General features: G+C 61.9%; 28 protein-coding genes. 7 read left to right on the forward strand and 21 right to left on the reverse strand.

What is annotated here, in order from left to right; all coding sequences use genetic code 11:
• The first annotated feature begins 56 nt into the window (after window positions 1-56).
• Both dnaA and HJB83_RS16215 read left to right on the forward strand, forming a co-directional pair.
• Window positions 57-1,607 carry a chromosomal replication initiator protein DnaA gene (gene dnaA, locus HJB83_RS16210; protein WP_207584239.1) on the forward strand — a complete coding sequence of 517 codons (1,551 nt, stop codon included), beginning with the start codon at window positions 57-59 and terminating at the stop codon, window positions 1,605-1,607.
• Window positions 1,608-1,777: 170 nt separating this feature from the next.
• Entirely contained in the window at window positions 1,778-2,860 is a 1,083-nt protein-coding gene (locus HJB83_RS16215) for a saccharopine dehydrogenase family protein (protein WP_207582629.1), read from the forward strand.
• Between the two features lie 61 nt (window positions 2,861-2,921).
• On the opposite strand, the gene hemW is transcribed toward HJB83_RS16215, so the two are convergent.
• The 4 genes from hemW to rph are packed head-to-tail and all read right to left on the reverse strand — an operon-like array spanning window position 2,922 to window position 5,920.
• Window positions 2,922-4,124, reverse strand: coding sequence for a radical SAM family heme chaperone HemW (gene hemW, locus HJB83_RS16220; RefSeq protein ID WP_221132414.1), 1,203 nt, complete (start codon window positions 4,122-4,124; stop codon window positions 2,922-2,924).
• A 9-nt stretch (window positions 4,125-4,133) separates the two neighbouring features.
• Window positions 4,134-4,778, reverse strand: coding sequence for an RdgB/HAM1 family non-canonical purine NTP pyrophosphatase (gene rdgB / locus HJB83_RS16225; RefSeq protein WP_207582631.1), 645 nt, complete (start codon window positions 4,776-4,778; stop codon window positions 4,134-4,136).
• Window positions 4,779-5,204: a VOC family protein gene (locus HJB83_RS16230; protein WP_207582632.1), complete on the reverse strand. Its 426-nt coding sequence runs from the start codon at window positions 5,202-5,204 to the stop codon at window positions 4,779-4,781.
• The gene (gene rph / locus HJB83_RS16235) at window positions 5,201-5,920 is read right to left on the reverse strand and encodes a ribonuclease PH (protein ID WP_007633796.1); all 720 of its coding nucleotides are present in this window, start codon (window positions 5,918-5,920) and stop codon (window positions 5,201-5,203) included. The genes HJB83_RS16230 and rph overlap by 4 nt, the downstream gene beginning before the upstream one ends.
• Window positions 5,921-6,046: 126 nt before the next feature.
• Between rph and hrcA the strand changes: the two genes are divergently transcribed.
• A complete protein-coding gene (hrcA, locus tag HJB83_RS16240) occupies window positions 6,047-7,135 on the forward strand; it encodes a heat-inducible transcriptional repressor HrcA (protein ID WP_207582633.1) in 1,089 nt (362 codons plus the stop codon).
• 168 nt (window positions 7,136-7,303) lie between these two features.
• A complete protein-coding gene (gene grpE / locus HJB83_RS16245; RefSeq protein ID WP_207582634.1) occupies window positions 7,304-7,936 on the forward strand; it encodes a nucleotide exchange factor GrpE in 633 nt (210 codons plus the stop codon).
• 42 nt (window positions 7,937-7,978) lie between these two features.
• On the opposite strand, the gene HJB83_RS16250 is transcribed toward grpE, so the two are convergent.
• Window positions 7,979-8,923 (reverse strand): nucleoside hydrolase, encoded by a 945-nt coding sequence (locus HJB83_RS16250; protein ID WP_221116717.1) that lies wholly within the window; start codon window positions 8,921-8,923, stop codon window positions 7,979-7,981.
• Between the two features lie 238 nt (window positions 8,924-9,161).
• Here HJB83_RS16250 and HJB83_RS16255 point away from each other — a divergent pair, with 238 nt between their 5' ends.
• Both HJB83_RS16255 and HJB83_RS16260 read left to right on the forward strand, forming a co-directional pair.
• On the forward strand, window positions 9,162-9,587 hold the full coding sequence (locus HJB83_RS16255; protein WP_207582636.1) for an Hsp20 family protein: 426 nt from the start codon (window positions 9,162-9,164) through the stop codon (window positions 9,585-9,587).
• 47 nt (window positions 9,588-9,634) lie between these two features.
• A complete protein-coding gene (locus tag HJB83_RS16260) occupies window positions 9,635-9,892 on the forward strand; it encodes a DUF1150 family protein (protein ID WP_164006271.1) in 258 nt (85 codons plus the stop codon).
• A gap of 186 nt (window positions 9,893-10,078) precedes the next feature.
• Here the strand turns inward: HJB83_RS16260 and HJB83_RS16265 are convergent, their stop codons facing one another.
• From HJB83_RS16265 to HJB83_RS16340, 16 genes are all read right to left on the reverse strand, one after another.
• Entirely contained in the window at window positions 10,079-10,780 is a 702-nt protein-coding gene (locus tag HJB83_RS16265; protein WP_207582637.1) for a tRNA (guanosine(46)-N(7))-methyltransferase TrmB, read from the reverse strand.
• Between the two features lie 8 nt (window positions 10,781-10,788).
• On the reverse strand, window positions 10,789-12,027 hold the full coding sequence (metK, locus tag HJB83_RS16270) for a methionine adenosyltransferase (RefSeq protein ID WP_207582638.1): 1,239 nt from the start codon (window positions 12,025-12,027) through the stop codon (window positions 10,789-10,791).
• Between the two features lie 177 nt (window positions 12,028-12,204).
• The gene (locus tag HJB83_RS16275) at window positions 12,205-12,618 is read right to left on the reverse strand and encodes a helix-turn-helix domain-containing protein (RefSeq protein ID WP_207582639.1); all 414 of its coding nucleotides are present in this window, start codon (window positions 12,616-12,618) and stop codon (window positions 12,205-12,207) included.
• Between the two features lie 149 nt (window positions 12,619-12,767).
• Window positions 12,768-14,372, reverse strand: a complete 1,605-nt coding sequence (lnt, locus tag HJB83_RS16280) for an apolipoprotein N-acyltransferase (protein ID WP_207582640.1) — start codon at window positions 14,370-14,372, stop codon at window positions 12,768-12,770.
• 230 nt (window positions 14,373-14,602) lie between these two features.
• On the reverse strand, window positions 14,603-15,751 hold the full coding sequence (locus tag HJB83_RS16285; protein ID WP_207582641.1) for a hemolysin family protein: 1,149 nt from the start codon (window positions 15,749-15,751) through the stop codon (window positions 14,603-14,605).
• Window positions 15,748-16,263, reverse strand: a complete 516-nt coding sequence (gene ybeY, locus HJB83_RS16290) for an rRNA maturation RNase YbeY (RefSeq protein ID WP_207582642.1) — start codon at window positions 16,261-16,263, stop codon at window positions 15,748-15,750. The genes HJB83_RS16285 and ybeY overlap by 4 nt, the downstream gene beginning before the upstream one ends.
• The gene (locus HJB83_RS16295; RefSeq protein ID WP_221116718.1) at window positions 16,263-17,318 is read right to left on the reverse strand and encodes a PhoH family protein; all 1,056 of its coding nucleotides are present in this window, start codon (window positions 17,316-17,318) and stop codon (window positions 16,263-16,265) included. The genes ybeY and HJB83_RS16295 overlap by 1 nt, the downstream gene beginning before the upstream one ends.
• Window positions 17,319-17,336: 18 nt before the next feature.
• A complete protein-coding gene (gene miaB / locus HJB83_RS16300; RefSeq protein WP_221132415.1) occupies window positions 17,337-18,746 on the reverse strand; it encodes a tRNA (N6-isopentenyl adenosine(37)-C2)-methylthiotransferase MiaB in 1,410 nt (469 codons plus the stop codon).
• A gap of 49 nt (window positions 18,747-18,795) precedes the next feature.
• A complete protein-coding gene (locus HJB83_RS16305; protein ID WP_207582644.1) occupies window positions 18,796-19,593 on the reverse strand; it encodes a 1-acyl-sn-glycerol-3-phosphate acyltransferase in 798 nt (265 codons plus the stop codon).
• 27 nt (window positions 19,594-19,620) lie between these two features.
• Window positions 19,621-20,049, reverse strand: a complete 429-nt coding sequence (locus HJB83_RS16310; protein ID WP_007633774.1) for a Fur family transcriptional regulator — start codon at window positions 20,047-20,049, stop codon at window positions 19,621-19,623.
• Between the two features lie 81 nt (window positions 20,050-20,130).
• Window positions 20,131-20,625: an N-acetyltransferase gene (locus HJB83_RS16315; RefSeq protein ID WP_207582645.1), complete on the reverse strand. Its 495-nt coding sequence runs from the start codon at window positions 20,623-20,625 to the stop codon at window positions 20,131-20,133.
• Window positions 20,626-20,627: 2 nt separating this feature from the next.
• Window positions 20,628-21,290, reverse strand: coding sequence for a tRNA (adenosine(37)-N6)-threonylcarbamoyltransferase complex dimerization subunit type 1 TsaB (tsaB, locus tag HJB83_RS16320; RefSeq protein ID WP_207582646.1), 663 nt, complete (start codon window positions 21,288-21,290; stop codon window positions 20,628-20,630).
• An 87-nt stretch (window positions 21,291-21,377) separates the two neighbouring features.
• Window positions 21,378-21,944, reverse strand: a complete 567-nt coding sequence (locus tag HJB83_RS16325) for a NifU family protein (RefSeq protein ID WP_207582647.1) — start codon at window positions 21,942-21,944, stop codon at window positions 21,378-21,380.
• 106 nt (window positions 21,945-22,050) lie between these two features.
• Complete coding sequence (locus tag HJB83_RS16330; protein WP_164006283.1) at window positions 22,051-22,542, reverse strand: universal stress protein; 492 nt, start codon at window positions 22,540-22,542, stop codon at window positions 22,051-22,053.
• 132 nt (window positions 22,543-22,674) lie between these two features.
• Window positions 22,675-23,739 carry a tryptophan--tRNA ligase gene (trpS, locus tag HJB83_RS16335; RefSeq protein WP_207582648.1) on the reverse strand — a complete coding sequence of 355 codons (1,065 nt, stop codon included), beginning with the start codon at window positions 23,737-23,739 and terminating at the stop codon, window positions 22,675-22,677.
• Between the two features lie 122 nt (window positions 23,740-23,861).
• The gene (locus tag HJB83_RS16340) at window positions 23,862-24,272 is read right to left on the reverse strand and encodes a VOC family protein (protein ID WP_221132416.1); all 411 of its coding nucleotides are present in this window, start codon (window positions 24,270-24,272) and stop codon (window positions 23,862-23,864) included.
• A gap of 188 nt (window positions 24,273-24,460) precedes the next feature.
• Between HJB83_RS16340 and HJB83_RS16345 the strand changes: the two genes are divergently transcribed.
• Window positions 24,461-24,889 carry a D-Ala-D-Ala carboxypeptidase family metallohydrolase gene (locus tag HJB83_RS16345; RefSeq protein WP_207582650.1) on the forward strand — a complete coding sequence of 143 codons (429 nt, stop codon included), beginning with the start codon at window positions 24,461-24,463 and terminating at the stop codon, window positions 24,887-24,889.
• Window positions 24,890-25,019: the final 130 nt, after the last annotated feature.

The raw sequence follows: 25,019 nt of genomic DNA on the forward strand, positions 1-25,019 counted from the left end.
AATGATCGGGCGGCTATTTTAGCGGAAGCCGCCCGGTGGAATTGAAAGGCGGCATTATGCAGATGAATACGATGACGACGGGCGGGCCCGACAATGGGGATGTGGCACCGCAGACGTTTGGCTCCATTCGCCTCGACGTGGGAGAAGCAAAGGCGGAAATGAAGCACAGCATCTTGTTTGAGCGCGTCAGCGCGCGCTTGAAGGCCCAGGTTGGTCCTGACGTCTATGCCAGCTGGTTCGCCAGGCTGAAGCTGCATTCGGTATCGAAGAGTGTGGTGCGCCTTTCGGTTCCCACCACCTTCCTGAAGTCGTGGATCAACAATCGTTATCTCGATCTCATCACCGGCCTGTTCCAGGCCGAGGATCCGGAAATTCTGAAGATCGAAGTCCTGGTGCGCACGGCAACGCGCAGCAGCACGAAGGCACTCGATGAGGCGGCCCAGCCCGAGCCGGTCGCTGCCCCCCAGGCGCGCCGTCCCGCAAGTGCCCAGCCGGCCGGCCAGGCCGTCCAACAGGCGGTTTCCTCCGTTGCTGCGGCAAGGCCCGCAAGCTTTGGTTCGCCGCTCTTCGGTTCGCCGCTCGACAGCCGCTTCACCTTCGACACCTTCGTCGAAGGCAGCTCGAACCGCGTCGCGCTTGCAGCGGCGAAGACGATCGCCGAAGCCGGTTCCGGCGCCGTGCGCTTCAACCCGCTCTTCATCCATTCGACGGTCGGCCTCGGCAAGACACACCTGTTGCAGGCAATTGCCAATGCGGCGGTGCAGAACCCGCGGGCTCTGCGCGTCGTTTATCTGACGGCCGAATATTTCATGTGGCGCTTCGCCACCGCCATCCGCGACAATGATGCGCTGACGCTGAAGGATTCGCTGCGCAACATCGATCTGCTGATCATCGACGACATGCAGTTCCTGCAGGGCAAGATGATCCAGCACGAATTCTGCCATCTCCTCAACATGCTGCTCGACAGCGCCAAGCAGGTGGTCGTCGCCGCCGACAGGGCGCCCTGGGAGCTGGAATCGCTCGACCCGCGTGTTCGCTCGCGCCTGCAGGGCGGTGTCGCGATCGAATTCGACGCGCCGGATTACGAGATGCGTCTCGAAATCCTCAAGCGTCGCCTGGCGGCCGCCCGGCTCGAAGATCCGTCGCTGGAAATTCCGGCCGAACTGCTCCAGCACGTCGCCCGCAACGTCACGGCCAGCGGCCGCGAACTCGAAGGCGCTTTCAATCAGCTGGTCTTCCGGCGCTCCTTCGAGCCGAACCTGTCGATCGAGCGCGTCGACGAGCTGCTCGCGCATCTCGTCGGCTCCGGCGAGCCCCGCCGTGTGCGCATCGAGGACATCCAGCGCATCGTCGCCAGGCACTACAACGTCTCGCGCCAGGAACTGGTCTCGAACCGCCGCACCCGCGTCATCGTCAAGCCGCGCCAGATCGCCATGTATCTGGCGAAGACGCTGACGCCGCGCTCCTTCCCCGAGATCGGCCGCCGTTTCGGCGGGCGCGATCACACGACCGTGCTGCATGCCGTGCGCAAGATCGAGGAGCTGATTTCGGGCGACAACAAGCTTTCGCACGAAGTCGAGCTGTTGAAGCGGTTGATTAACGAATAATCGCCCGATTTTCGCAAAGCTTTGGCGGCTGGAAGCGATTCCGGCCGTTTTCTTTTATGAGCTTTTTATTCTATACCTCCGGCCTCCCAGTGCCTGTCGCTCAAAACGGCGGCGGTATTGGAGGGACGATACAAGATGAAGAAGCGCCGAATGGCGCGTGGGAGGAATGAATGAGTTTCGAAAAGATCGCCGTTCTCGGCCTGGGCAAGGTCGGACGGCTGGCGGCGACGCTGTTGCATGAAAGCGGCTTCGAGGTCATCGGCGTCGATGCGCAATTGCCGTTGAGCGACGTTCCCTTCAAGTGCCGCGCCGGCGATATTTCCGACCCGCAGGTGGTCGGCGAGCTGCTGTCGAATGTCGAGGCGGTGCTCTCCTGCCTGCCTTACCATCTGAACATCGAATTGGCGCGCGCCGCCCATCTGGCCGGCATTCATTATTTCGACCTGACCGAAGACGTTCCCACCACCAATTTCATCATCGAACTATCAAAGACCGCCCGCGGCCTGATGGCGCCGCAATGCGGCCTGGCGCCGGGTTTCGTCGGCATCGTCGGCGCAAGCCTTGCCGACGGCTTCGATCGCTGCCGTTCGATCCGCATGCGCGTCGGCGCCTTGCCGCAGCATCCGACCGGACTGCTCGGCTATGCCTTCAACTGGTCGCCTGAGGGCGTCGTCAACGAATATCTGAACGATTGCGAGGTCATCGAGGGCGGGGTGCGCAAGCTCGTCTCGCCGATGGAATGGCACGAGACCGTCTATGTCGGAGGCGTCAAGCTCGAAGCCTTCACGACGTCTGGCGGTCTCGGCACGATGTGCGACACGATGCTCGGCAAGATCGACAATCTCGATTACAAGACCATGCGGTATCCCGGCCATATGGAGCTGATGAACTTCTTCTTCCACGAGCTTCTGATGCGCGACAAGCGCAAGCTCGCCGGCGAGATCCTGACCAATGCCAAGCCGCCTGTTGAAGACGATGTCGTCTATGTCCACGTCGCCGCCGAGGGCACGGAGAACGGCAGCCTGCGCCGCAAGGAGTTCGTCCGCGCCTATTACCCGATCGAGATTGCCGGCGCACGCCGCACGGCGATCGCCTGGACGACGTCGGCCTCCGTTGTTGCCGTCATCGAAATGGTCCGCGACGGCCTGCTGCCGGCGACCGGGTTCCTGCACCAGGAGCATATTCCGCTGGAGATGTTTTTGAAGACGCCGACCGGCAGCCTGTTCAAGGCGGGCGCCACCGGCCACGGCTGAGAAATGCTTTCCGGCGCGGCCCGCGATGTCGGCCGCGCTGGACCAATGCATTGCGTGGGCGTCAGCAGGCGAGATCGGCGACGACGGAATCGAGGATCAGCATGCCGGACGGCGTGCAGCGCAGGCGTGAATTGCCGATCCGCTCGATGAATTTGTGTTCAAGCAGGAATTCCTCGCGTTTCGGGTCGAGGTCGCGGCCGGAAAGCTGTTGCCAGCGGGCAAGATCGACGCCCTCCCTGAGCCGCAGCCCCATCAGTAGCAACTCGTCGGACTGTTCCTCGTAGCCGAGTCGTTCCTCATCGAGAATGCCGTGGCCGTCACGTTCGACCATGTCGAGCCAGGCTTCCGGCTTGCGCTCGGTCGCCGTCGCGAGCTTCTCCGGGCCACGCGTCAGCCGGCCGTGGGCGCCCGGGCCGATGCCGGCATAATCGCCGTAGCGCCAATAGGTCAGGTTATGCCGGCTTTCCGCACCCGGCCGGGCGTGATTGGAAACCTCATAGGCGGGCATGCCTTCGCGCGCCGTAATCTCCTGCGTCGCCTCGTAGAGCACTGCCGATTGCTCGCCATCCGGCACGACTAGCTTGCCGGCCTTATGCAGGCCGTAGAAGGGCGTGCCTTCCTCGATGGTCAGCTGATAGAGCGAAAGATGGTCGACCGCATAGGAGATCGCCTCCTTCAGCTCCTTTTCCCATTCCTCGACCGTCTGCTGCGGCCGCGCGTAGATCAGATCGAACGACATGCGCGGAAAAATGTCGCGCGCCAGCCGGATCGCCTTCAGCGCGTCGGCGACGTCATGCAGCCGGCCGAGGAATTTTAGATCCCGGTCGTTCAGCGCCTGCACGCCGAGCGAGACGCGATTGACACCCGCCGCCCGGTAGCCGCGGAAGCGTTCGGCTTCGACGCTCGAAGGATTGGCTTCCATGGTGATCTCGATGCCATCTGGCACATGCCAGTGCCGCGCAATGCCGTCGAGAATGGCGGAGACCGTTTCCGGTTTCATCAGCGAGGGCGTGCCGCCGCCGAGGAAGATGCTCGTCACCGTCTTCGGCCCGCTCATCGCCCGCACCGTCGCCATCTCCTTCAGGAAGGCCGCCGTAAAGCGCTCCTGATCGACCGGCTGGTGGCGCACATGGCTGTTGAAGTCGCAGTAGGGACACTTCGCCGCGCAGAAGGGCCAATGCACATAGACGCCGAAGCCGGGCTCGCCGGTATCGGGCAGCAGCGCGGCGTCGCGCGAAAGGCTTGGCGTGTCGAAATTGTCCACGGAGTGATCCTATGCCTCCAGGCAGGTTTCGACAAAGAGTTTGAAGGCGCGGGCCCGGTGCGACAGCGCCTGCGGCTTGCCGGCGCTCCAGCCGTGTTTTTCCTCGCTGCTCATTTCCCCGAAGGTGATGTCGTAACCCTCGGGCTGGAAGACCGGATCGTAGCCGAAGCCCTGGGTGCCGCGCGGCGGCCAGGCGACGCTGCCTTCCACCTCGCCGCGAAACAGCTCCGTGTGGCCGTCCGGCCAGGCAAGGCAGAGCACGCTGACGAAACGCGCGGTACGCTGTTCCGGCTTGGTCGCGCCGGCATCCTGCAGCGCCTTTTCCACCTTGGCCATCGCCATGTCGAAATCGCGCGTGCCGTCTGATGTCTCCGCCCAATTGGCGGTGTAGACACCGGGGTCGCCGTCAAGCGCATCGACCACCAGCCCGGAATCGTCCGAAAGCGCCGGCATGCCGGCGGCATTGGCCGAGGCGACCGCCTTGATCGTCGCATTCTCCTCGAAACTTGTGCCGGTTTCCTCCGGTTCGACGAAATTCAGCTCGGCAGCCGATCTGGCGGTGAAGCCGAGCGGTCCGATCAGTTCCTGGATCTCGCGGATCTTGCCGGCATTGTGGCTGGCGACGACGATGGTCTTCGTTTCAAGCTTGCGCATTCAGATGTCCTGTTCGATGCCCCAGATTTTCGCCTCCGCGCATTCCAGGCTGTTGCCCTCAGGATCGCGGAAATAGATCGAGCGGCCGCCATTCGGCCAGTGCACTTCGGATTCGATCGCCACGCCGGCCGTTCTCAGCCGTTCGGCCATCGCATCGATGTTGCGGCCGGACACCCGAAAGCAGGCATGGCCCTGTCCGGTCGTGCCGTGCGGCGGCACCTGCAGGGCATCCCGCGCCGGCGGCTTCACCGTTTCCTCAGGATTGAAGATCAGCAGAACGCCGGGGCCGCAGCGGAAGAAGACATGCCGGTTGGCGGCGCGGGCGATCTTTTCAAGTCCGAGAACGTCTTCGTAGAACGTCTCGGCCTGATCGAGATCGCGTGCATAGAGCGCCGTTTCCAACATGCCTTCCAGCATGGGGTTCATCCTTCGACGGCTTGCTTCTGCAGCGCGACCAGTTCGCCGATGCCGTTTCTGGCAAGCTGCATCAGCGAGGTGAATTCGCCCTCGCTGAACGGTGTGCCTTCGGCCGTGCCCTGGATCTCGACGATCCCGCCGGTGCCGGTCATCACGAAGTTGGCATCGGTCTCGGCCGAGGAATCTTCGAGGTAATCGAGATCGATCACCGGCTGGCTGGCGAAGATACCGCAGGAGATGGCGGCGACATGATCCTTCAGGACCCGGTCGACCTTGATCATGTTGCGGCTTTCCATCCATTTCAGGCAGTCGTAAAGGGCGATCCAGCCGCCGGTGATCGAAGCCGTCCGGGTGCCCCCATCGGCCTGGATGACATCGCAATCAAGCGTGATCTGCCGTTCGCCGAGCGCCTGCAGGTCGACGACGGCGCGTAGCGACCGGCCGATCAGCCGCTGGATTTCCTGGGTGCGGCCGCCCTGCTTGCCGGCGGCGGCCTCGCGCTTCATGCGTTCACCGGTCGCCCGCGGCAGCATTCCGTATTCGGCCGTGACCCAGCCCTTGCCGGAATTGCGCAGCCATGGCGGCGTCTTTTCTTCGAGGCTGGCCGTGCAGAGCACATGCGTATCGCCGAATTTTACCAGGCAGGAGCCTTCCGCATGCTTGGAAAAATTGCGCTCGAACGAGACCTTGCGCATCTGGTCGATCTTTCTGCCTGAAGGCCGCATTCTTATCTCCTGGGGTTTGTTGACCGCTTCTACGATTGGCGGCGCTCATTTGCAAATTCCCTTTTGCCACGGCTGCGAGTTTGACTTACTTTCGGGAAATATCATCAGCGCGGGTTCGAGAGGTTCATGGGCATCAGGTCGACATCGGTTTCGGATGCCGTTGCTGCGCTCGACGAGCGCTCCAGGGAAATTTTTCGCCGCATCGTCGAGGGTTATCTGGAGAGCGGCGAGCCGCTCGGTTCGCGCAATCTGTCCCGCCTGCTGCCGATGTCGCTGTCGCCGGCCTCGGTGCGCAACGTCATGAGCGATCTCGAGGATCTCGGCCTCATCTATTCGCCGCATACCAGCGCCGGCCGGCTGCCCACCCAGATAGGCCTGCGCTTCTTCGTCGATGCCTTCATGCAGGTCGGTGATCTCTCCGCCGAGGACCGCGCCAATATCGATCGGCAGGTGCGGGCCGAAAGCGGCGGCAATCCGGTGGAATCGATGATGAACGAGGCAAGCCGCATGTTGTCCGGCATTTCGCGCGGCGCCGGCCTGGTCATCACCTCGAAAAGCGATCCGGTGCTGAAACATGTCGAGTTCATCCGGCTTGAACCGACAAAGGCGCTGGCCGTGCTCGTCGGCGATCACGATCAGGTGGAAAACCGAATCATCGAGCTGCCGGCGGGGGTCACCTCCTCGCAGCTGGCGGAGGCGGCGAATTTTCTCAATGCCCACATGTCCGGCCAGACCCTGCCGGAGCTCCGCAAACAATTAAGCCAGCTGAAGGATAACGTCCGTCACGAGCTCGATGCCCTGTCGCGTGATCTCGTCGAGCGCGGCATCGCTGTCTGGGCCGGGAGCCCGGACGAGGGAAAGCCGACGCAGCTGATCATCCGCGGCCGCGCCAACCTGCTCGAAGGCCTCGCCGGCGCCGAGGATCTCGACCGGCTGCGCCTGCTGTTCGACGATCTCGAAAAGAAGGACAGCCTGATCGAGATCCTCAATCTCGCCGAAACCGGTTCGGGCGTGCGTATCTTCATCGGTTCGGAAAACAAGCTCTTCTCGCTGTCAGGCTCCTCGCTCATCGTCGCGCCCTATCGTGACGATGACGATCGTATCGTCGGCGCCGTCGGCGTCATCGGTCCGACGCGGCTCAATTATTCCCGCATCGTGCCGATGGTGGACTACACCGCCCAGCTCGTCTCCCGCCTTTCGCGCAATCCCCTTTGATGCCGCTTTGACGTCGCAGCCCTTCAAAGTTCGACAGCGTCCGTTGGGCATCTGACGAGAGTGGCGCTGTACAGGCGCAGAATTTTCGCTTCTTTGTCACGCAGACTTGATTTTTTTCGGTCAAACCTCGATATCGGGCGCATCTGAAGACACCAACCGGAGACCGTCATGACCGATGACACGACGAAAAACGGACCTGACGCAACTGCGGCCGATGCCGCAGCCGACGCTGCCGCCTACGTCGAGAACGATATTGCGCAGGAAGAGGCCACCCAGCCGGACCCGCTCGAGCTTTTGAAAGCCGAAAACGGCGAACTGCGCGACCGCTATCTGCGCCTTGCTGCCGAGATGGACAATCTGCGCCGGCGCACCGAGCGCGAGGTCAAGGATGCCAAGTCCTATTCCGTCGCCGGTTTTGCCCGCGACATGCTTGCCGTCTCGGACAATCTGCGCCGGGCGCTGGATGCCATCCCGCCAGAGCTCAAGGACGCGGCCGATGCCGGCCTGACGACGCTGATCGAGGGTGTGGAGATGACCGAGCGCGCCATGCTGTCGGCTCTCGAACGCCATGGCGTTCGCAAGCTGGAGCCGGTCGGCCAGAAGTTCGACCCGAATTTCCATCAGGCGATGTTCGAGGTGCCGAACCCCGACGTGCCGAACAACACCGTCGTCCAGGTCGTGCAGGCAGGCTTTTCCATCGGCGAGCGAGTGCTGCGCCCAGCCATGGTCGGCGTTGCCAAGGGCGGCCCGAAGCCAGCCGAAGCCGAGACCAATTCGGTCTTCGACGAGAAGGACGCCTGAGGTTGCCGTTGTCCTCTCTTCAAGAGACGGACATCCAAAAAATCAGATGCGGGCGAAGCGTTCGATCAAAAGATCGAAGAAGCCGTCCGCATCGACGTGGCGCATGACTTTCGCATTGCGCTTGCGCTCGGTGACATGCCACCAGTCGACGACGGTCATGCCGGCGGTGAGTTCGGAGTGAACCTCGATCTCGACATTGCAGTCCCGGCCGTTGAAAAGCTCCGGCTTCAGCAGGTAGGCGACGACTGTCGGGTCATGCAGCGGCCCGCCGTCGGAGCCGTATTTCTCGATGTCGAACCGCTCGAAGAATTCCAGCATCTCGACCATGGCCTTTGCCGGCGCCGTGCCGATCTCGGCCATGCGCTTGACCCGGTCCTTGCGGGTCAGCAATTGGTGCGTCACGTCGAGCGGCATCATCACGATCGGGACGCCCGAGCGGAAGACGATATCGGCTGCCTCGGGGTCGACATAGATGTTGAATTCGGCCGCCGGGGTGATGTTGCCGCCCTCGAAGAAGCCGCCGCCCATCATCACCAGTTCGCGGATGCGCGGGGCGATATCGGGTGCTTTCTGCAAGGCCATGCCGATATTGGTGAGCGGCCCGAGCGTGCAGAGCGTCACCGTGCCTTCCGGCTCCAGGCGCAGCGTCTCGATGATGAAGTCGACGGAATGGCCGGGCTGCAGCGCCATCGTCGGCTCGGCGAGATCAGGACCGTCGAGGCCGGTCTTGCCGTGCACATGTTCGGCGGTCACCAGCTTGCGGGCAATCGGCGCGTCGGCGCCGGCGAAAACCTTCGTCTCCGTCCGGCCGCAGAGCTCGCAGACGATGCGTGCATTGCGGCTGGTGAGCGAAAGCGGCACGTTGCCGGCGACCGTGGTGATCCCCAGTACCTGCAGCTCCTCGGGGCTGCCGAAGGCCAGCATGATGGCGGCCGCGTCGTCCTGGCCGGGATCCGTGTCGATGATGATCTTTCTTGCGTTTGCCATCCGATGCACCGTTTTCTTCATTTCTCGTCACAAATCGGCACATTCCGCGCCGGCACGTTTTGATGCGAGGCAGCAGGCGCTTTGTCAAGCAGCCGACCGCCACCACCTTAAAATTGAGGGATGGGGCAGGGACGTCGCCTGCGTCTTGCAGCGCCGGAGTGCTGTCCCCATATTAGTAGCATCCGGATGCTGCCCTTAAGGTCCGGGATGGTCGCTTGCATCAAGGACTTGAAAAGAAATGAGCCGCATTACCCCTTTCGCCAGCCCGCTGCTTCTGGGCTTCGATGCCATGGAAAAGACGCTGGAGCGCATTTCCAAGGCGAGCGACGGATATCCGCCCTATAATATCGAACGCATCGGCGCCGATAGCGGCGCGCCGGAACGTCTGCGCATTACGCTGGCGGTGGCCGGTTTCGGCGAGGAGGAACTCGATGTCTCCATCGAGGAGAACCAGCTTCTGATCCGCGGCCGCCAGGTGGAGCAGGGTGAACGGGATTATCTCTATCGCGGCATCGCCGCCCGCCAGTTCCAGCGCACCTTCGTTCTTGCCGACGGCATGCAGGTGCTTGGAGCCGGCCTGAAGAACGGTCTGCTCTCCGTCGATCTAATTCGTCCGGAACCCGCGCGCATGGTCAAGAAAATTAACATTTCGGTCTCAGAGTAGCACAACGGTTTGTCGAACCGTTGGTCCCTTCTTCCGGAGGAACAGGAATGTTGATGAAAGAAGCCACGTCTCACTTGACCAAATCCGAGCTTGCCCACATCGGCAGCGGCGAGGTCGCCTATATCAGAAAAATGCGTACCGATGAGGTCGCCAAGTGCTTTCCCGAGGCGCCGGATATCGATCCGAACGTCGACCTCTGGGCGCTCTTCGGCGCCGACGGCACGCCCATCCTTCTGACGGACAATCGCTCCAGCACCTTCTTCAAGGCTGCCGAGGACGAACTGAAGACGGTCAGCCTGCACTGACCGTCGAATGCAGTCTGTCGCGTTTCACCGCTCTTGCGGTGCATGCTCATGCTATTCGATTTGGATGCGCTCGCGGCGGATGCCGCGACATGGGTGCGGTGCCTCGTTAGACGTTTTTTCCGTATTCGATGAGGTGGAAAGGCCGGCAGATCTCTGCTGCGACCTGTCGTTAGATCTTGTTGGCCCTCAGATCTTCCCGAATGTCAGATAGGCCGAAGAGCGGCCCTCGCGCCGTGCCTTGGCCTCGTAGCGCGTGCTCGGCCAGCCCTCGTAGGGTGTCAGCCAATCCGCAGCATTGTCGGCCATCCAGTCGAAGCCGCCATGGTCGCGGCATTTGATCAGCGTCCAGTTCACATAGGTGTCGATGTCGGAGGCAAAGCAGAACAGGCCGCCGGGCTTCAGCACGCGATGAAAGCGGTCGAGATTGGTCTTCGAGACGAAGCGGCGTTTCCAGTGCTTCCGCTTCGGCCAGGGGTCGGGATAGAGCAGATCGATCTGATCGAGCGAAGCGGCCGGCAGCCAGTCGAGCAGCTGCGTCGCGTCGTCATTATAGACGCGAATATTGCGCGCACCGGTTTCGCCGATGCGCGACAACAGCTTCTGCATGGAATTGACGAAGGGCTCGACGCCGATGAAGCCGGTCGAAGGTGTCTCGAGGGCGCGGTGGATCAGGTGTTCGCCGCCGCCGAAACCGATTTCCAGCCGCAATCTCTCGACCGGAGCCGGGAAGAGGGAAGTCAGCGGCCCCAGTGGAGCCGCTGAAAGATCGATAAGGAATGCCGGCAGCAGACTGTTCAGCGTCTCGGCCTGCTGTTCGCGCAGGGCCTTGCCCTTGCGGCGACCGAAGAAGGCTTCCGTCGCCCGGCCGCGGCGTTCCATATCCGTCATGCTTTATCTCAGGCCTTCACGCTTTCCTTGAGCGCCTTCACGAGGTCGGTGCGCTCCCAGGAGAACGAGCCGTCGCGGCCGGCCTTGCGGCCGAAATGGCCGTAGGCAGAGGTCTTCGCATAGATCGGCTTGTTGAGGTCGAGATGGCGGCGGATGCCGGAGGGAGACAGGTCCATGTTCTTGCGGATCGCCGCTTCGACCTGATCTTCGCTGAACTTGCCGGTGCCGTGCAGGTCGACATAGATCGACAGCGGCTGGGCGACGCCGATCGCGTAGGAGATCTGGATCGTGCAGCGGTCGGCAAGGCCGGCGGCGACGACGTTCTTGGCGAGGTAGCGGGCGGCATAGGCAGCCGAACGGTCGACCTTCGTCGTGTCCTTGCCGGAGAACGCACCGCCGCCATGCGGAGCCGCACCGCCGTAGGTGTCGACGATGATCTTGCGGCCGGTGAGGCCCGCATCGCCGTCCGGCCCGCCGATGACGAACTTGCCGGTCGGGTTGATGTACCAATTGCAATCGTCAGCGATCTTCAGTTCGCCGAGCGCTTCGCGGATATAGGGCTCGACGACGGCGCGGACCTTGTTCGAATCCCAGCTTTCGTCGAGATGCTGGGTCGAAAGCACGATCGAGGTTGCTTCCGACGGCTTGCCGTCGACGTAGCGCACGGTCACCTGGCTCTTGGCGTCGGGACCGAGCTTGGCGACTTCGCCGTCGCCCTTCTTGCGGGCAGTTGCCAGCAGCTGCAGGATCTTGTGGGAATAATAGATCGGCGCCGGCATCAGGTCCGGCGTTTCGCGGCAGGCGTAACCGAACATGATGCCCTGGTCGCCGGCGCCCTCGTCGCCCTGCTGGTCGGCGGCGCTGTCGACGCCCTGCGCGATGTCGGCCGACTGCGAGTGCAGCAGCACGTCGATCTTTGCCTTCTTCCAGTGGAAGCCGTCCTGCTCGTAGCCGATATCCTTGATGGCGCGGCGGGCGGCGGCCTTGAACTTCGAAGGATTGATGACGTCCTTGCCATGCTTGTCCTTCTTCATCAGGCTCGGCGGCAGGCGGACTTCACCGGCGATGACGACGCGGTTAGTCGTCGCCAGCGTTTCGCAGGCAATGCGAACGCCCCACGGATTGACGCCGGTCTTGGCCGCTTCGCGGTAGACCAGATCGACGATCTCGTCGGAGATGCGGTCACAAACCTTGTCCGGATGACCTTCGGCAACAGATTCGCTGGTAAAGAGATAATTCGCGCGCATTCCGGGATTCCCCTCAAAGAACAAAAGCTCGCTAGTAGGTACTCAGTTCGAGACCCGATGACAAGCGCAGAAGGACATAAATATATCTTTATATCTGCGGCAAAGTGACAAATTTTGCCCCAAAAACGCAAAAAAGCGGCCTTTCGGCCGCCTTTCGAATTCTGCGATGGAGCTGGCTCAGTCGGAGTCGGCCTCAGCGGCCAATGCCTTCACCAGCTCCACGACCTTGCGGCGAACCTTGGGATCGGAAATCTTGACGAAGGCGCGGTTGAGCTGCAGGCCTTCCGAGGAAGAGAGGAAATCGACGACGTAATTCGAGCTGGAAGTTTCCATCCCGCCGGCGCCGGAATTTTCGCCGGGCGCGTCCTCGAAGAAAAAGGAAACCGGGACATTGAGGATGTTCGAGATATTCTGCAGACGGCTTGCGCCGACGCGGTTGGTGCCCTTTTCGTATTTCTGGATCTGCTGAAAGGTAATGCCGAGGCTTTCCCCGAGTTTTTCCTGGCTCATGCCCAGCATTGTTCGGCGAAGGCGAATACGGCTGCCAACGTGGATGTCGATCGGATTAGGCTTCTTTTTGTTTTCAATCATGGTCGTGCCCTAGCTAAGAATTTCAACCTGTTTCTAACCGGCATGCCCCTGATCCATCCCAAACGCCACGTTGCAAGCGGTGAGAACCACCTTTGCACATCCATTCAGAACGCCGATTGTCATCACTATGCAATTTTAGGGGTTTTTGGTCAATTCAGCCCGGAAATAAAACCTCTACGAGAAACCAGCGCAATCAAAATGAGCAGCGCCTCGGTCAACCAGAAGTGTGTTTGCAGGGGGAATGTCGTTCCAGCCTCTCCGCCGAACCTATCAAGAGTTGCATCAATAAAGCCGATTTCCTCGAGACCGAGGCCCGCAATTATTTCCCCATGTGCATTCACAATTGCTGAAATGCCGCTATTGGCGTCGCGAATCAGCGGCAGCCCGGTTTCGACCGCCCGCACTCGCGCCTGCTGGAAGTGCTGATAGGGGCCGGGTGTCGCACCGAACCAGGCATCATTGGTGATGTTGAGGATCGCATTGGCGTCTTTGATGTCGCCGGTCATTTCATCGGGGAAAATGATCTCGTAGCAGATCAGCGGATAGAGATTGAGCCCGCCGGGCAGCGCCAGCAGGTGGCGGCTGGCAGCCGCCGAAAACCCGCCCGGCATCTCGACGACGTTCTGGATGCCAAATTCGGTGAGCAGGTCCTCGAAGGGCAGGTATTCGCCGAAAGGCACCAGATGCACCTTGTCGGAGGCAGCGATGATCTGACCGCGGCCGTCGATGACATAGATGGAATTATAGTAGCGTGTCGGCGTGCCCGGTCCCATTTCCTCGGCGCGGACGGCGCCGGCGATCAGGATCTGGTTGTCGTCGAGCGTATCGGCGATCCGCATCAGCGCATCCTGGTTGTCGGTGAGGATGAAAGGGATCGAGGTTTCCGGCCAGACGATGATATCGGGCTTCCGTCCGCCATTCTTCGGCGCTTCGGCCGACAGCTTCAGATGGGTCTCGAAGATCGCATTGCGGTCGGCGTCGTTGTCCATCTTCTCCGCCTGATCGATGGCAGGTTGCACCAACCGCACCACCGGCCGCTTGTCCTCGGGCAAGGCGTCGGGCCGCGGTGCGAGATAGAGGGCATAAGCGCCATAACCGAGATGGGCGGCAAACAGCAGGGCGGCGAGCGCGATGCCGCCGCGCGCGCCTTGCCGCGTGCCGGCAAGGGCAGGCGCGGAAAAAATGAAGACGGCAAGTGCCGTCACCCCCATCACCCCGATCACATGCGCCGACTGCATCATCAGCGGAACGGGCATCATGCCGTAGCCGATGGCGTTCCAGGGAAAGCCGGTCAGGATGACGCTTCGAAGCCATTCCATCAGCCCGAAGCCGGCCGCAAGTGCGGCGATCCGTCCCATCCCATCAGACCAGAAGATGCGGGCAATGGCGGCTGCCAGCCCGTAGAAAATCGCAAGACAGGCCGGCAACCCGAGAATTGCCAAGGGCAACGCCCAGGCGAACTCCTCCTGATCGACCAGCAGCGCATGGCCGAGCCACCAGAGACCAGCGACGAAATAACCGAAGCCGAACAGCCAGCCGGTGGCAAAGGCCGGCCACAGTCTGCCGACCAGGCCGCTTTCAGGCGCCGCCGCCGCCCCGTCGATCAGCCAGACGAGCAGGGTGAAGGAGAGGAACATTGCCGCAAAAAAGCCGAAAGGCGGCAGCGCCAGCACGGCGAATGCTCCGGCGGCGATGGCCAGCAGCGACCGTTTGAACCCCCAGACGAGGATAACCCTGTCCGCAAGCCGCTCCATGCGCACTCCCATCAAACCGCGAATCAACCCATTCGCAGTCTTTCAAAAAAGCGGCTCTTTGTCCTGCTAGAGCATGATGCCGAAAAGTGTGAGCGGTTTTCGGACGACATCATGCTCTAACTCTTTAATTGAGAACAGATCGCCCGGAAGTGTGCAGCGGTTCCGGGATAGCGACATGCATAAAAAACAGCTGAAGCGCGTCACAGCAATCAAACTGAATGCCACGCGCTTTAGTTGGCGGTCGATTCCGCCGACCGGTCGTCGCCGACGTCGGAGCCGGGCGCGATGTCGCCATCGACTTTGGCGCGGCGGCGGATCGCGTGGCGCTTGCGGGTGATGCGCAGCCGCTTGATGCGGCGCGGATCGGCGTCGAGGATGTGGAATTCGAAGCCGGGCAGCGCCTGGACGACCTCGCCGCGCACCGGGATGCGGCCGAGCGCGGAGAAGATCAGGCCGCCCAGCGTATCGACCTCGTCGACCTGCTCGCTGATGTCGAAATCCGGCCCGATCGCTGCGGCGATCTCTTCCAGTTCGACGCGGGCGTCGGCGATGAAGACGTCTTCGGCGACCCGCTTGAACATCACCTCTTCGTCGTCATGTTCGTCGTCGATGTCGCCGACCACCATTTCGACGATGTCCTCATGCGAGGCGAGCCCGTCGGTGCCGCCATATTCGTCGATGACGAGCGCCATCTGCGTGCGGTTCACCTGCATGCGGCGCAACAGGTCGGATGCCAGCATCGACGGCGGCACGAACAGGATCTTGCGGATGATGCCGGCTTCCGTCAGCGTCTTCTGCAAGTCGACGCGGGCGAGGTCCAAATTGGGCTTGGCCAGACGCGTGGTCTTCTGGATGTTTTCGGGCGCAACCTCGATCGCCGGCAGCGCCGGCAGGCTAGCGGCCGGTTTCGTCGGGCCGCGGCGCTTGTTGCGCGCCTGCTTGGCGACATAAGAGAGCAGGTCGCGGATATGCACCATGCCGCGCGGATCGTCGAGCGTATCGGCATAGACGGGCATGCGCGAGCGGCCGGATTCCTCAAACAGGATCATCAGTTCGCCGATGGTGATGTTCTGATCGACCGCCTCGATATCGGCGCGCGGCACCATCACGTCGGCGACGCGCACCTCACGAAAGCGCAGGATGTTGTGCAGCATTGCCCGTTCGTCGGGCGAAAAGGCATCGTCGCCGTGCGCATCGGTCATCAGCGCGTCGGCAAGATCCTCACGCAGCGAGCCCTGCTGCGGACGGAGGATGCGCGCGGCGCGCGACCAGAAGGATTGGGATCGGCCGGATGGCCGACTACTGCCTGCCTCGTCCGAAGAGGAGGATGGCTCGGAGTCCTTGGCGTCTGCCGCCGGCTTCGTCGTAAAGTCGCTCATGGTTCCATTTTAAGGTCTTGACCCTCGTAGGGATCAGATAGGCCGAGCTGCGCCAAAATGCGAGTCTCCAGCCCCTCCATAATTTCGGCTTCGGCACTATTCATATGGTCGTAGCCGAGAAGATGCAAGAAACCGTGCACCAGAAGGTGGGTCAGGTGGTCGTCGAAACTCTTTTCGAGCTCGCCGGCTTCCCGCTCCACCGTCTCCCGAGCGACGATGATGTCGCCGAGCATCGGACCGGGCATCTTGCCGGGCTGAACCGGAAAGGCCGGAAAGGACAGCACATTGGTCGCCTTGTCCTTGCCGCGCCATTCGGCGTTGATGTCCTGGATCGAGGCGTCGTCGGTGAAAACAAGCGAAACCTCGGGCGGCATCGTCGGGAACGGTTGCTTCTCGCTGTCGCGGAGATAGACCACGGCTGCGCCGAGCACGCGTTCGCAAAACGACAGCAGCGTCTCCTCGCCCGGCCAGCCGATGTCCTCGACGCTGATCTGGATGTCGAGTTCGGCCATCAGTCCTGCCGGCTGACTGCTTCGGTTTCGACGGCATAGGTCGAATCATAGGCCCTGACGATGCGCCCGACCAGCGGATGGCGGACGACGTCCGTATCCTTGAAGCGCACGATCGAGATGCCCTCGACGCCGTTCAGTAGCTGCAGCGCCTCGACGAGACCGGATTTGACGCCGCGCGGCAGGTCGATCTGGCTCGGGTCGCCGGTGATGATCATCCGGGCATTTTCGCCGAGACGCGTCAGGAACATCTTCATCTGCATCGATGTCGTGTTCTGCGCCTCGTCGAGGATGATGGCGGCGTTGGCAAGGGTGCGGCCGCGCATGAAGGCGAGCGGCGCGATTTCGATGACGCCGGCGGTGATCGCCCGATCGACCTTGTCGGCGGGGATCATGTCGTAGAGTGCGTCATAGAGCGGGCGAAGATAGGGGTCGACCTTTTCCTTCATGTCGCCGGGCAGGAAGCCGAGGCGCTCGCCCGCTTCGACGGCAGGGCGCGACAGGATAATTTTTTCGACGGCGCCGCGCTCCAGCAACTGGGCGGCATGGGCGACGGCGAGATAGGTCTTGCCGGTGCCGGCCGGGCCGACGCCGAAGACCATTTCGGCGCGTTCCAGCGCCCTGATATAGGCGTCCTGCGTCGGCGTGCGGGCGATGATCGTCTTCTTGCGGGTGGAAACCTGTGCCATCGTCAACTTGGCCTTGCGCTCCATTGTGGGAAGGCTGAGCTGATCGTCGGCGGCGACCGCCATGCGGATTGCGCCCTCGACGTCGGATCGTTCCACGCTGCCGCCTTTCTGAAGTTTTTCGTAGAGATAGTCGAGCGTGCGCCGCGCCTGGTTGGTGGTCACGACATCGCCGGTGATAACGACCGAATTGCCGCGCGCCCGAGCATCGATGTTGAGCCGTTCCTCGAGTAGCTTGAGGTTCTGGTCGAATTGACCGAAGAGTTCGCTGGCGAAGCGATTGTTCTCGAACGTCAGGACAAAGTGATTGGAGTCGCTTGGCGTGCGGGGGGGGTGGCGCGGTGAAGAAGAAACCAATTCTTGTCCGTTCAAGCGGTCAGGCTCCTTGGGTTAAACCGCAGCCTCTGCGCGTTCGGCAAACAGGCTGTTGGTTCCGGTTCCGGTGATTCGCACTTTAATAATGTCACCGATTTGCGATGCTTTTGCATCAACATTCACTGATTGAAGCCAGGGAGAACGGCCGATTAGCTGTTCCGGCATGCGACCGGGCTTTTCGAGCAACAGATCAATCTCTTTGCCGATGCAGGATTCGGCAAATTCCTGCTGCTGCTTCAGGAGAAGCGCTTGCAGGCGTTCCAGCCGTTCTGCCTTGATCTCTTCCGGCACCTGGTCCTTCAGCTCCGCGCCGGGCGTGCCCGGCCGTGTCGAGTATTTGAACGAGAAGGCCTGTGCATAACGGACCTCCTCCACAAGCCGGAGTGTATCCTCAAAATCGGCGTCTGTCTCCCCCGGAAAGCCGGTAATGAAATCGCCCGACAGCGCAATATCGGGCCGCACCGCGCGGATGCGCCCAATCAACGTCAGGTATTCGGCTGCCGTATGGCGCCGGTTCATCGCTTTGAGGATACGGTCGGAGCCTGATTGCACCGGCAGGTGCAGATAGGGCATCAGCGCCCCGAGGTCGCGATGGGCGTTGATCAGCCGGTCGTCCATGTCGCGCGGATGGCTTGTGGTATAACGCAGCCGCGCAAGGCCGGAGATCTCGGCAAGGCGGTAGAGCAAGTCGCCGAGGCTCCATGCCTCGCCCTGCAGCCCGGCGCCGTGCCAGGCATTGACGTTCTGCCCGAGCAGGGTGATTTCGCGCACCCCGCCTTCGACGAGCTTTTCGGCTTCCTCGACGATCTGAGAAACCGGCCGCGACACTTCCGAGCCCCGCGTATAGGGCACGACGCAGAAGGTGCAGAACTTGTCGCAGCCCTCCTGCACCGTCAGGAAGGCGGTGACGCCGCGGGCGCGGATCTTGCGGCTCTCGGGGATCGGCAGATGCTCGAACTTGTCCTCGATCGCATATTCCGTATCGACGACGCGCTGGCCCTCTTTGGCCCGGCGCAGCGCCTCCGGCAGGCGGTGGTAGGTCTGCGGGCCGATGACGACGTCGACGGCAGGCGCCCGGCGCAGGATCTCCTCGCCTTCGGCCTGGGCGACGCAGCCGGCAACGCCGATCATCATCTCCCTTCCGTCCGCTGCCTTCCTCTTTTTCATGTCGCGCAGCCGCCCGAGCGCCGAATAGACCTTCTCGGCCGCCTTTTCGCGGATATGGCAGGTGTTGAGCAGAACCAGGTCCGCCTCTTCCATGTCCTCGGTCGGCTCATAGCCATCGCGGGCGAGCGCATCGCTCATGCGCATAGAATCGTAGACGTTCATCTGGCAGCCATAGGTCTTGATGAAGACCTTGCGGCTGTTGCTGCCGTCGGCGACGATCGGCTTCGGGGCCTGGAGAAGGGCGCTGTCCTGTGTCATGGCGCGCTATTTAGTGGTTTTTGCCGTCCGAGAAAATCGAAATCTTGAGTCAGGAGATTTCCCGCCCGCGCAGGCAGCTGTTCAACAGGTTGCGGATACGCAAGGCGATCGTGCCGCTCACCTCCTTGCGATTGGTGTCGGCGCGGTAATCCACCGCCTCGCCGAAGCAAACCTCGGCGTCGATCGCGCCGCATCGCACGATATCGATCAGATGCGGCAACAGCTCGATATCCCCCGGCCAGGCGGCCAGCGGCCGATGATAGCGGCCCATGGCGATGCCGTGCACCCTGGTGTAGGCAATTGCCACCGGCTGCACCACGACGGTTCCCGTCGGTGAAGCGGGCACCGCCATCGCAGCAGCGCCGAACAGCGAGGATTTGACCTCCAGCAGCCGGTTGCCGTCGGAAGTCGTCCCTTCCGGGAAGAGCACGACGATCTCGCCGTCGGCCATTCGCCCGGCGATCTCGTTGGCCTGGTGGCCGGTCCTGCGCTTCTCCTCGCGCACGACGAAGACGCTCTTCTGCAGCTTGGCGAGCGTGCCGAAGATCGGCCAGTCGGCCACCTCGATCTTGGCAATGAAGGCGACGTCGGCAACCGCCGACATCACCATGATGTCGAGCCAGGACGAGTGGTTGGAACAGAGCATCAGCGGCCGACGCTCCTCCAGCCTGCCGGTGACACGGATGCGGACGCCGAGACAATAGCAGACGATACGGTGCCAGGCGCGCGGAAGCCTGCGGCGCAGCCGCCAGTCAAAACGCAGGGCAAGCAGCTGCAGCGGCATGAGCACGATGCTGACGGCGAGGATGACGACCGCAGCAAGCCCGATGCGCAGCCAGGCGATCAAATGCTGGTCTCCCGGGGGGCCATTGCTTCAGAGATCTTCCTTCTTCAACGGAACGCCGTAGAGCTCGAGCCGGTGGTCGACCAGCCGGAAGCCATGCTCGCGGGCAATGCGTTCCTGCAGCGCCTCGATCTCCGGCGAGCGGAATTCGATGACCGTGCCGGTCTTCAGGTCGATCAGGTGGTCGTGATGCTCTTCCGGCACCGTTTCGTAGCGCGAGCGCCCGTCGCGGAAATCGTGGCGGGCGATAATGCCGGCATCCTCGAACAGCTTCACGGTGCGATAGACGGTCGAAATCGAAATCTTCGCATCGACCTTCACCGAGCGGCGGTAGAGTTCTTCCACGTCGGGATGATCCTCGGAATCTTCGAGGATGCGCGCGATCACGCGGCGCTGCTCGGTCATGCGCATGCCGCGTTCGGTGCAAAGCTCCTCAAGGGTCTTGGCTACATCAGACATGGCCCGCCTGTAAAATATCCGTGTTTCGACAACGCCGCGCGGTGCTTGCGCCGGCCTGCATGTCATCTCGCTGCAAGGCAACTACCGAAGAACGCGCTTCATGACAAGCGCCGTGGAGAGGGCGCCATTGTCCTGCTTGTAGTAACCCTTGCGTTCGCCGACCTTTTCGAAGCCGAGCTTGCGATAGAGGCCAAGGGCCGCGGTATTGCCGTTGTCGACCTCGAGGAACATGCTCTCGCCGCCGCGTGCGCGCGCTTCCCGGATCGCCGCCTGCATCAGCCGCCAGCCGAGCCCGGAACGGGCGACTTTCGCCTGCACGGCGATCGTCAGGATCTCCGCCTCGCCGGCGACATGGCGGGCAAGGATGAAGCCGGGAAGCGGCTTTTTCAGAAAGGCATTGGTCTGGCGCGCGACGAAGCCGAACACGGTGTCCTGCATAAGCAGGCCGTGAAATTCACCATCGCCCCAGGGTCGGGCAAAGCGCTCCCCATGCAGGACGGCGACATCGCGGCAATCCTCGCGCTCCATGGCGATGATTTCGAATTCCGGCTTCAGCGTCAGGTAGGATTCCAGCATGGTCACACTCGTCGGGCGATTGCATACCCGGCCTGCGGCTTGGCGTCGGGTCCGCGCAGATAAAGGGGCTTCGGCTTTCCGGCATCCAGGGAGGCGGCAGCACCGAGGCGCGCCACGACAGAGATCGGGAAACTGTTGCTGTGATCGCCGCCGGCGCCGGCCTTCAGCAGCGGCGTCGCCGAACCGGTGATCTCGCCGTCGAAGTCTCTAGCAAAAGCCTGCGCCTCTGCAACGCTTAACGCCCGTGGCGCGTCGAGAGACGAACCGTCTGATGAAAAGGCCTGGAGGTAGATTTCGCCCCGTTTGGCGTCCATCGCTGCCAGCACGGGGCGATGAGGCGTCTTCTCGCGCTGGGCTGATGCCATGACCTCGAGCGTCGTGACGCCGACGGCGGGCACATTGAGGGAAAGCGCAAAACCCCGGGCTGCGGCAACGCCGACACGGATACCGGTAAACGAGCCGGGGCCGATGGTGACGGCAATCCGGTCGATATGAGAAAGTGCCAGCCCCGCCTGATCGAGTGCGCGATCAACGATATCGATCAGATGTTCAGCATGCCCCTTGCCGATCATGTCCGATGCCTCCCCCAGCATCGTATTCCTGCCGCTGTCGTAAACGGCGGCAGCGCAGTCTACACCTGCCGTGTCGAGCGCCAGAACAATCATGCCATCAATTTCCGAAAAATCTATTGTCGCTTGAACATAAATCCGTCTGGCCGAACGAGAGATGAACGGCCGGACGGATCCAAGCTTTTAAGCGGCAATCACTTCCTGCACTTCCGGGACGAAATGGCGCAGCAGGTTCTGGACGCCGTGCTTCAGCGTTGCCGTTGAAGACGGGCAGCCGGCGCAGGAACCCTTCATGTTCAGATAGACCTTGCCGTCCTTGAAGCCGCGGAAGGTGATGTCGCCGCCGTCTTGGGCAACGGCGGGGCGCACGCGGGTCTCCAGAAGCTCCTTGATGGTCAGCACGATCGATTCATCGCCCTCGTCGAAGAATTCGTCGCCGGCATCGACGTCTTCCGAAAGCATGGAGGCATCGCCCATGACCGGCTTGCCGGACATGAAATGCTCCATGATCGAGCCTAATATAGCCGGCTTAAGATGCTGCCATTCGGCATCATCCTTGGAGACGGAAATAAAATCATAGCCGAAATAGACGCCGGTGACGCCGGGGATTTCGAACAGGCGGGCGGCGAGCGGCGAAGCCTCAGCCTCCTCGGCGCTGCGGAACTCGGCCGTGCCGTTTTCCATCACCACCTTGCCCGGCAGGAACTTCTGCGTGGCGGGGTTCGGCGTGGCTTCGGTCTGAATGAACATCTGGGTCTCCATGCGGCTGGCCCATGGCTTCGCCGTCTTTAGAATTCTTCAAAAGAAGATAAGCCCATTGCCGGTTCCATTCAAGAGATTTTTACTCAAGAAATTGTCAGCAGAGGGCGTCGATTTCCTCGTTGGTCAGCGTATCCGGCAACACGGTTACCGGGATCGGAAACGCCGCCGCGCGGCCGGCAACCGACGAAACCAGCGGTCCCGGACCTTCCTTCGCCGAACCGGCAGCCAGAACTAGGATCGCCACATCGCGGTCTTCCTCGATCACGGCGTTGATCTGTTCGGCCGCACTGCCCTCACGGATGACGACCTCAGGCTCGATGCCGATCGTCTCGCGCACGATCTGGGCGATCTTGGCAACGACCGCTTCGGCCTCTTCACGGGCTTCCGCCCGCATGATCGCCTCGACGCCGAGCCATTGCTGAAAATCCCCGTCGGGGATGACATAGAGCAGCACCAGCCCGCCATTGGAATTCTTCGCGCGCCGGCCGGCATAATGAACGGCGCGCTGGCATTCGGGTGTACCGTCGATCACCGCCATGAATTTGCGGCGATGACCTTCGAGCCGTGAGAGTCGCTTCGATACCATGGCGCGGACTCTGACACCCGAAGCGGAAAATTTGCAAGCCCAGTTTTTCCTCTTCTCCCCCCGGCAGAATGTTCCCTTCTCTCCAGACGAAGGTCCCCTTCGCCCCTGGGTGGGGAGAAGAACAGATCACCCTCAGTAGAGGAAGCCGATGACGTCGCGGACCTGGCTCATCGTCACCTCGGCGCGGGCCCTGGCGCGTTCGCCGCCCTTGCGCAGGATCGCGTCGATATGGCTGGTGTCGTCCATCAGCCGGCGCATCTCGCCGGTGATCGGCGCCATCACATGGATGGCGAGATCGACCAGTGCCGGCTTGAAGACGGAGAACTGCTGGCCGCCGAATTCGGCAAGCACGTCGGCCTTCGACTTGTCGGCAAGGGCCGCATAGATTGCTACCAGATTGTCGGCTTCCGGGCGGCCCTGCAGCCCGTCGATCTCGCTCGGCAGGCCGTCCGGATCGGTCTTTGCCTTGCGGATCTTCTTCGAGATCGCGTCCTCGTCGTCCATCAGGTTGATGCGGGAGAGGTCGGAAGGGTCGGATTTCGACATTTTCTTGGTGCCGTCACGCAGCGACATGACGCGCGGCGCCGGCCCGCCGATCAGCGGTTCGACCATCGGGAAATAGGCATGCACCGGCTCGTTGCCGACGGTGATGTCGACCCCATAACCGGTCCTGCTGATATGCTCGGCATAATCGAGGTTGAACTTCATCGCGATGTCGCGGGCAAGCTCCAGATGCTGCTTTTGATCCTCACCGACAGGCACATGGGTGGCGCGATAGACGAGAATGTCGGCGGCCATCAGGCTAGGATAGGCGTAGAGACCGAGCGAAGCCTGTTCGCGATCCTTGCCGGCCTTGTCCTTGAATTGCGTCATGCGGTTCATCCAGCCGATGCGGGCGACGCAATTGAAGATCCAGGCAAGTTCGGCATGCTGCGGCACGGCCGACTGGTTGAAGACGATATGCTTTTCCGGATCGATGCCGGCGGCGATGAAGGCGGCGGCGATCGAGCGCGTCTGGCTCGGCATGTCCTCATGCACGAGCTGGGCGGTGAGCGCATGCATGTCGACGACGCAGTAGATGCAGTCATTGCCGTCCTGCAGCGCCACGAACCGCCGGATGGCGCCGAGATAATTGCCGAGATGCAGATTGCCGGTCGGCTGCACGCCGGAGAATACGAGTTTCTTGAATTCGCTCATGTCGTCCTCAATAGGCTGGTGGAGGGCCCACAGCTTTTAGATGGCTGCATTTGCAACAGGGCTTTCGCCCGTGTTGCTAACGCCGCGGCTTATGCACGGGCAACCGGCCGCAATCAAGGGGTTCAGCCTGCGGCATGCTGGATCAGATCGAAGCTGTTGCCGTAGGGATCGGCAAACACCGCAACCGTGCCGTAGACCTCATGTCGCGGCTCTTCCAGAAAGCGCACGCCGGCCGCAAGCAGTGCGGCATGGTCGCGGGCAAAATCGTCGGTCTTCAGAAAGAAGCCGACACGGCCGCCGGTCTGATTGCCGATCGCCGCGCGCTGCGTCGCATCTGTCGCCTGCGCCAGCAGAAACGCGGCTCCATCTCCAACCATGGCCCCACCCTTCGGCTTCACCACCACCCAGCGCTTTCCCTCCAGCTGCGTCTCGTCCTGCAGGCAGTCGAAACCGAGGCAATCGCAATAGAAAGCCTTGGCGCGGTCGTAGTCGTCGACGACGAGGGTGACGAGGAAAAGCGACTGGATCGTCATGTTATATCTCCCGATTGAGACGTTTATTCCAATTTGGATCGGCGATATCCACGGTTTTAAGCCAAAATGATCAAGCTGATTACTCATAATTGAGTATAAAATTTCACAGAAAAGCTTTTATTGAAATGAAAATCCTCTACCGCGCAGTAGCGGCCCAATGGTCGCCGCGTCAACCGCCCGGAGGGACCATGCAGAACGCCAGTTTGCTCGCCATGGCAGGCCTTTTCGCCCTACAATCAGCAACCAACGCCGTCGGTCAAGACAGCAAACGACCGGTCCTCCATCTTCCCAGCCAGGATGCACGCCTCGCCTATACGGTCCAGACCGTCAGTGTTCGTGCCGGTTGTTTTCCCGAGCGTCTTCGGGCGGTCCTGTCGCATATCGCCGCAAAAACCGGGCGCCGGCCAATGATCACCTCCGGCCTCCGGCCGCATCCCAGCCGCCATGGATCCCTGCACGGAAAATGCCTGGCGGCCGATATCAGAATGCCGGGCCTCTCGGAGCGCATCATCATCGCGGCCGCCAGAAGTGCGCCTGGCATTGGCGGCATCGGCACCTATTGCAACGGTATCGTTCATGTCGACGTCGGACCGCAGCGGCGATGGGTCGATTGTTAAGGCAGGTGCTGCTCGGCCTTGTGCAATGGTTGTCCGGGTTTTGCCCTCAAGATTACCCCTCACCCTAACCCCACCAGGGCCGAGCCAACGGTCTCGACCCGTCCTTCGGACCCCCGTGAAAAACGGGGAG

This window comes from Rhizobium sp. NZLR11, from assembly GCF_019685115.1.
In the GTDB taxonomy this organism is placed as follows: Bacteria; Pseudomonadota; Alphaproteobacteria; order Rhizobiales; family Rhizobiaceae; genus Rhizobium.

What these genes read in the sequence shown, in the direction of transcription:
- rph (WP_007633796.1), bottom strand. Translation starts at nt 5,920, where the DNA reads ATGCGGCCTTCAGGCAGAAAGATCGACCAGATGCGCAAGGTCTCGTTC.
- HJB83_RS16315 (WP_207582645.1), bottom strand. Translation starts at nt 20,625, where the DNA reads ATGCTGGAATCCTACCTGACGCTGAAGCCGGAATTCGAAATCATCGCC.
- lnt (WP_207582640.1), bottom strand. Translation starts at nt 14,372, where the DNA reads ATGGAGCGGCTTGCGGACAGGGTTATCCTCGTCTGGGGGTTCAAACGG.
- HJB83_RS16265 (WP_207582637.1), bottom strand. Translation starts at nt 10,780, where the DNA reads ATGACGGATATGGAACGCCGCGGCCGGGCGACGGAAGCCTTCTTCGGT.
- trpS (WP_207582648.1), bottom strand. Translation starts at nt 23,739, where the DNA reads ATGAGCGAATTCAAGAAACTCGTATTCTCCGGCGTGCAGCCGACCGGC.
- HJB83_RS16215 (WP_207582629.1), top strand. Translation starts at nt 1,778, where the DNA reads ATGAGTTTCGAAAAGATCGCCGTTCTCGGCCTGGGCAAGGTCGGACGG.
- HJB83_RS16345 (WP_207582650.1), top strand. Translation starts at nt 24,461, where the DNA reads ATGCAGAACGCCAGTTTGCTCGCCATGGCAGGCCTTTTCGCCCTACAA.
- HJB83_RS16340 (WP_221132416.1), bottom strand. Translation starts at nt 24,272, where the DNA reads ATGACGATCCAGTCGCTTTTCCTCGTCACCCTCGTCGTCGACGACTAC.
- HJB83_RS16285 (WP_207582641.1), bottom strand. Translation starts at nt 15,751, where the DNA reads ATGAGCGACTTTACGACGAAGCCGGCGGCAGACGCCAAGGACTCCGAG.
- HJB83_RS16325 (WP_207582647.1), bottom strand. Translation starts at nt 21,944, where the DNA reads ATGTTCATTCAGACCGAAGCCACGCCGAACCCCGCCACGCAGAAGTTC.
- HJB83_RS16230 (WP_207582632.1), bottom strand. Translation starts at nt 5,204, where the DNA reads ATGAACCCCATGCTGGAAGGCATGTTGGAAACGGCGCTCTATGCACGC.
- rdgB (WP_207582631.1), bottom strand. Translation starts at nt 4,778, where the DNA reads ATGCGCAAGCTTGAAACGAAGACCATCGTCGTCGCCAGCCACAATGCC.
- metK (WP_207582638.1), bottom strand. Translation starts at nt 12,027, where the DNA reads ATGCGCGCGAATTATCTCTTTACCAGCGAATCTGTTGCCGAAGGTCAT.
- dnaA (WP_207584239.1), top strand. Translation starts at nt 57, where the DNA reads ATGCAGATGAATACGATGACGACGGGCGGGCCCGACAATGGGGATGTG.
- grpE (WP_207582634.1), top strand. Translation starts at nt 7,304, where the DNA reads ATGACCGATGACACGACGAAAAACGGACCTGACGCAACTGCGGCCGAT.
- HJB83_RS16275 (WP_207582639.1), bottom strand. Translation starts at nt 12,618, where the DNA reads ATGATTGAAAACAAAAAGAAGCCTAATCCGATCGACATCCACGTTGGC.
- HJB83_RS16250 (WP_221116717.1), bottom strand. Translation starts at nt 8,923, where the DNA reads ATGGCAAACGCAAGAAAGATCATCATCGACACGGATCCCGGCCAGGAC.
- miaB (WP_221132415.1), bottom strand. Translation starts at nt 18,746, where the DNA reads ATGACACAGGACAGCGCCCTTCTCCAGGCCCCGAAGCCGATCGTCGCC.
- HJB83_RS16260 (WP_164006271.1), top strand. Translation starts at nt 9,635, where the DNA reads ATGTTGATGAAAGAAGCCACGTCTCACTTGACCAAATCCGAGCTTGCC.
- HJB83_RS16310 (WP_007633774.1), bottom strand. Translation starts at nt 20,049, where the DNA reads ATGTCTGATGTAGCCAAGACCCTTGAGGAGCTTTGCACCGAACGCGGC.
- tsaB (WP_207582646.1), bottom strand. Translation starts at nt 21,290, where the DNA reads ATGATTGTTCTGGCGCTCGACACGGCAGGTGTAGACTGCGCTGCCGCC.
- HJB83_RS16330 (WP_164006283.1), bottom strand. Translation starts at nt 22,542, where the DNA reads ATGGTATCGAAGCGACTCTCACGGCTCGAAGGTCATCGCCGCAAATTC.
- ybeY (WP_207582642.1), bottom strand. Translation starts at nt 16,263, where the DNA reads ATGGCCGAACTCGACATCCAGATCAGCGTCGAGGACATCGGCTGGCCG.
- HJB83_RS16255 (WP_207582636.1), top strand. Translation starts at nt 9,162, where the DNA reads ATGAGCCGCATTACCCCTTTCGCCAGCCCGCTGCTTCTGGGCTTCGAT.
- hrcA (WP_207582633.1), top strand. Translation starts at nt 6,047, where the DNA reads ATGGGCATCAGGTCGACATCGGTTTCGGATGCCGTTGCTGCGCTCGAC.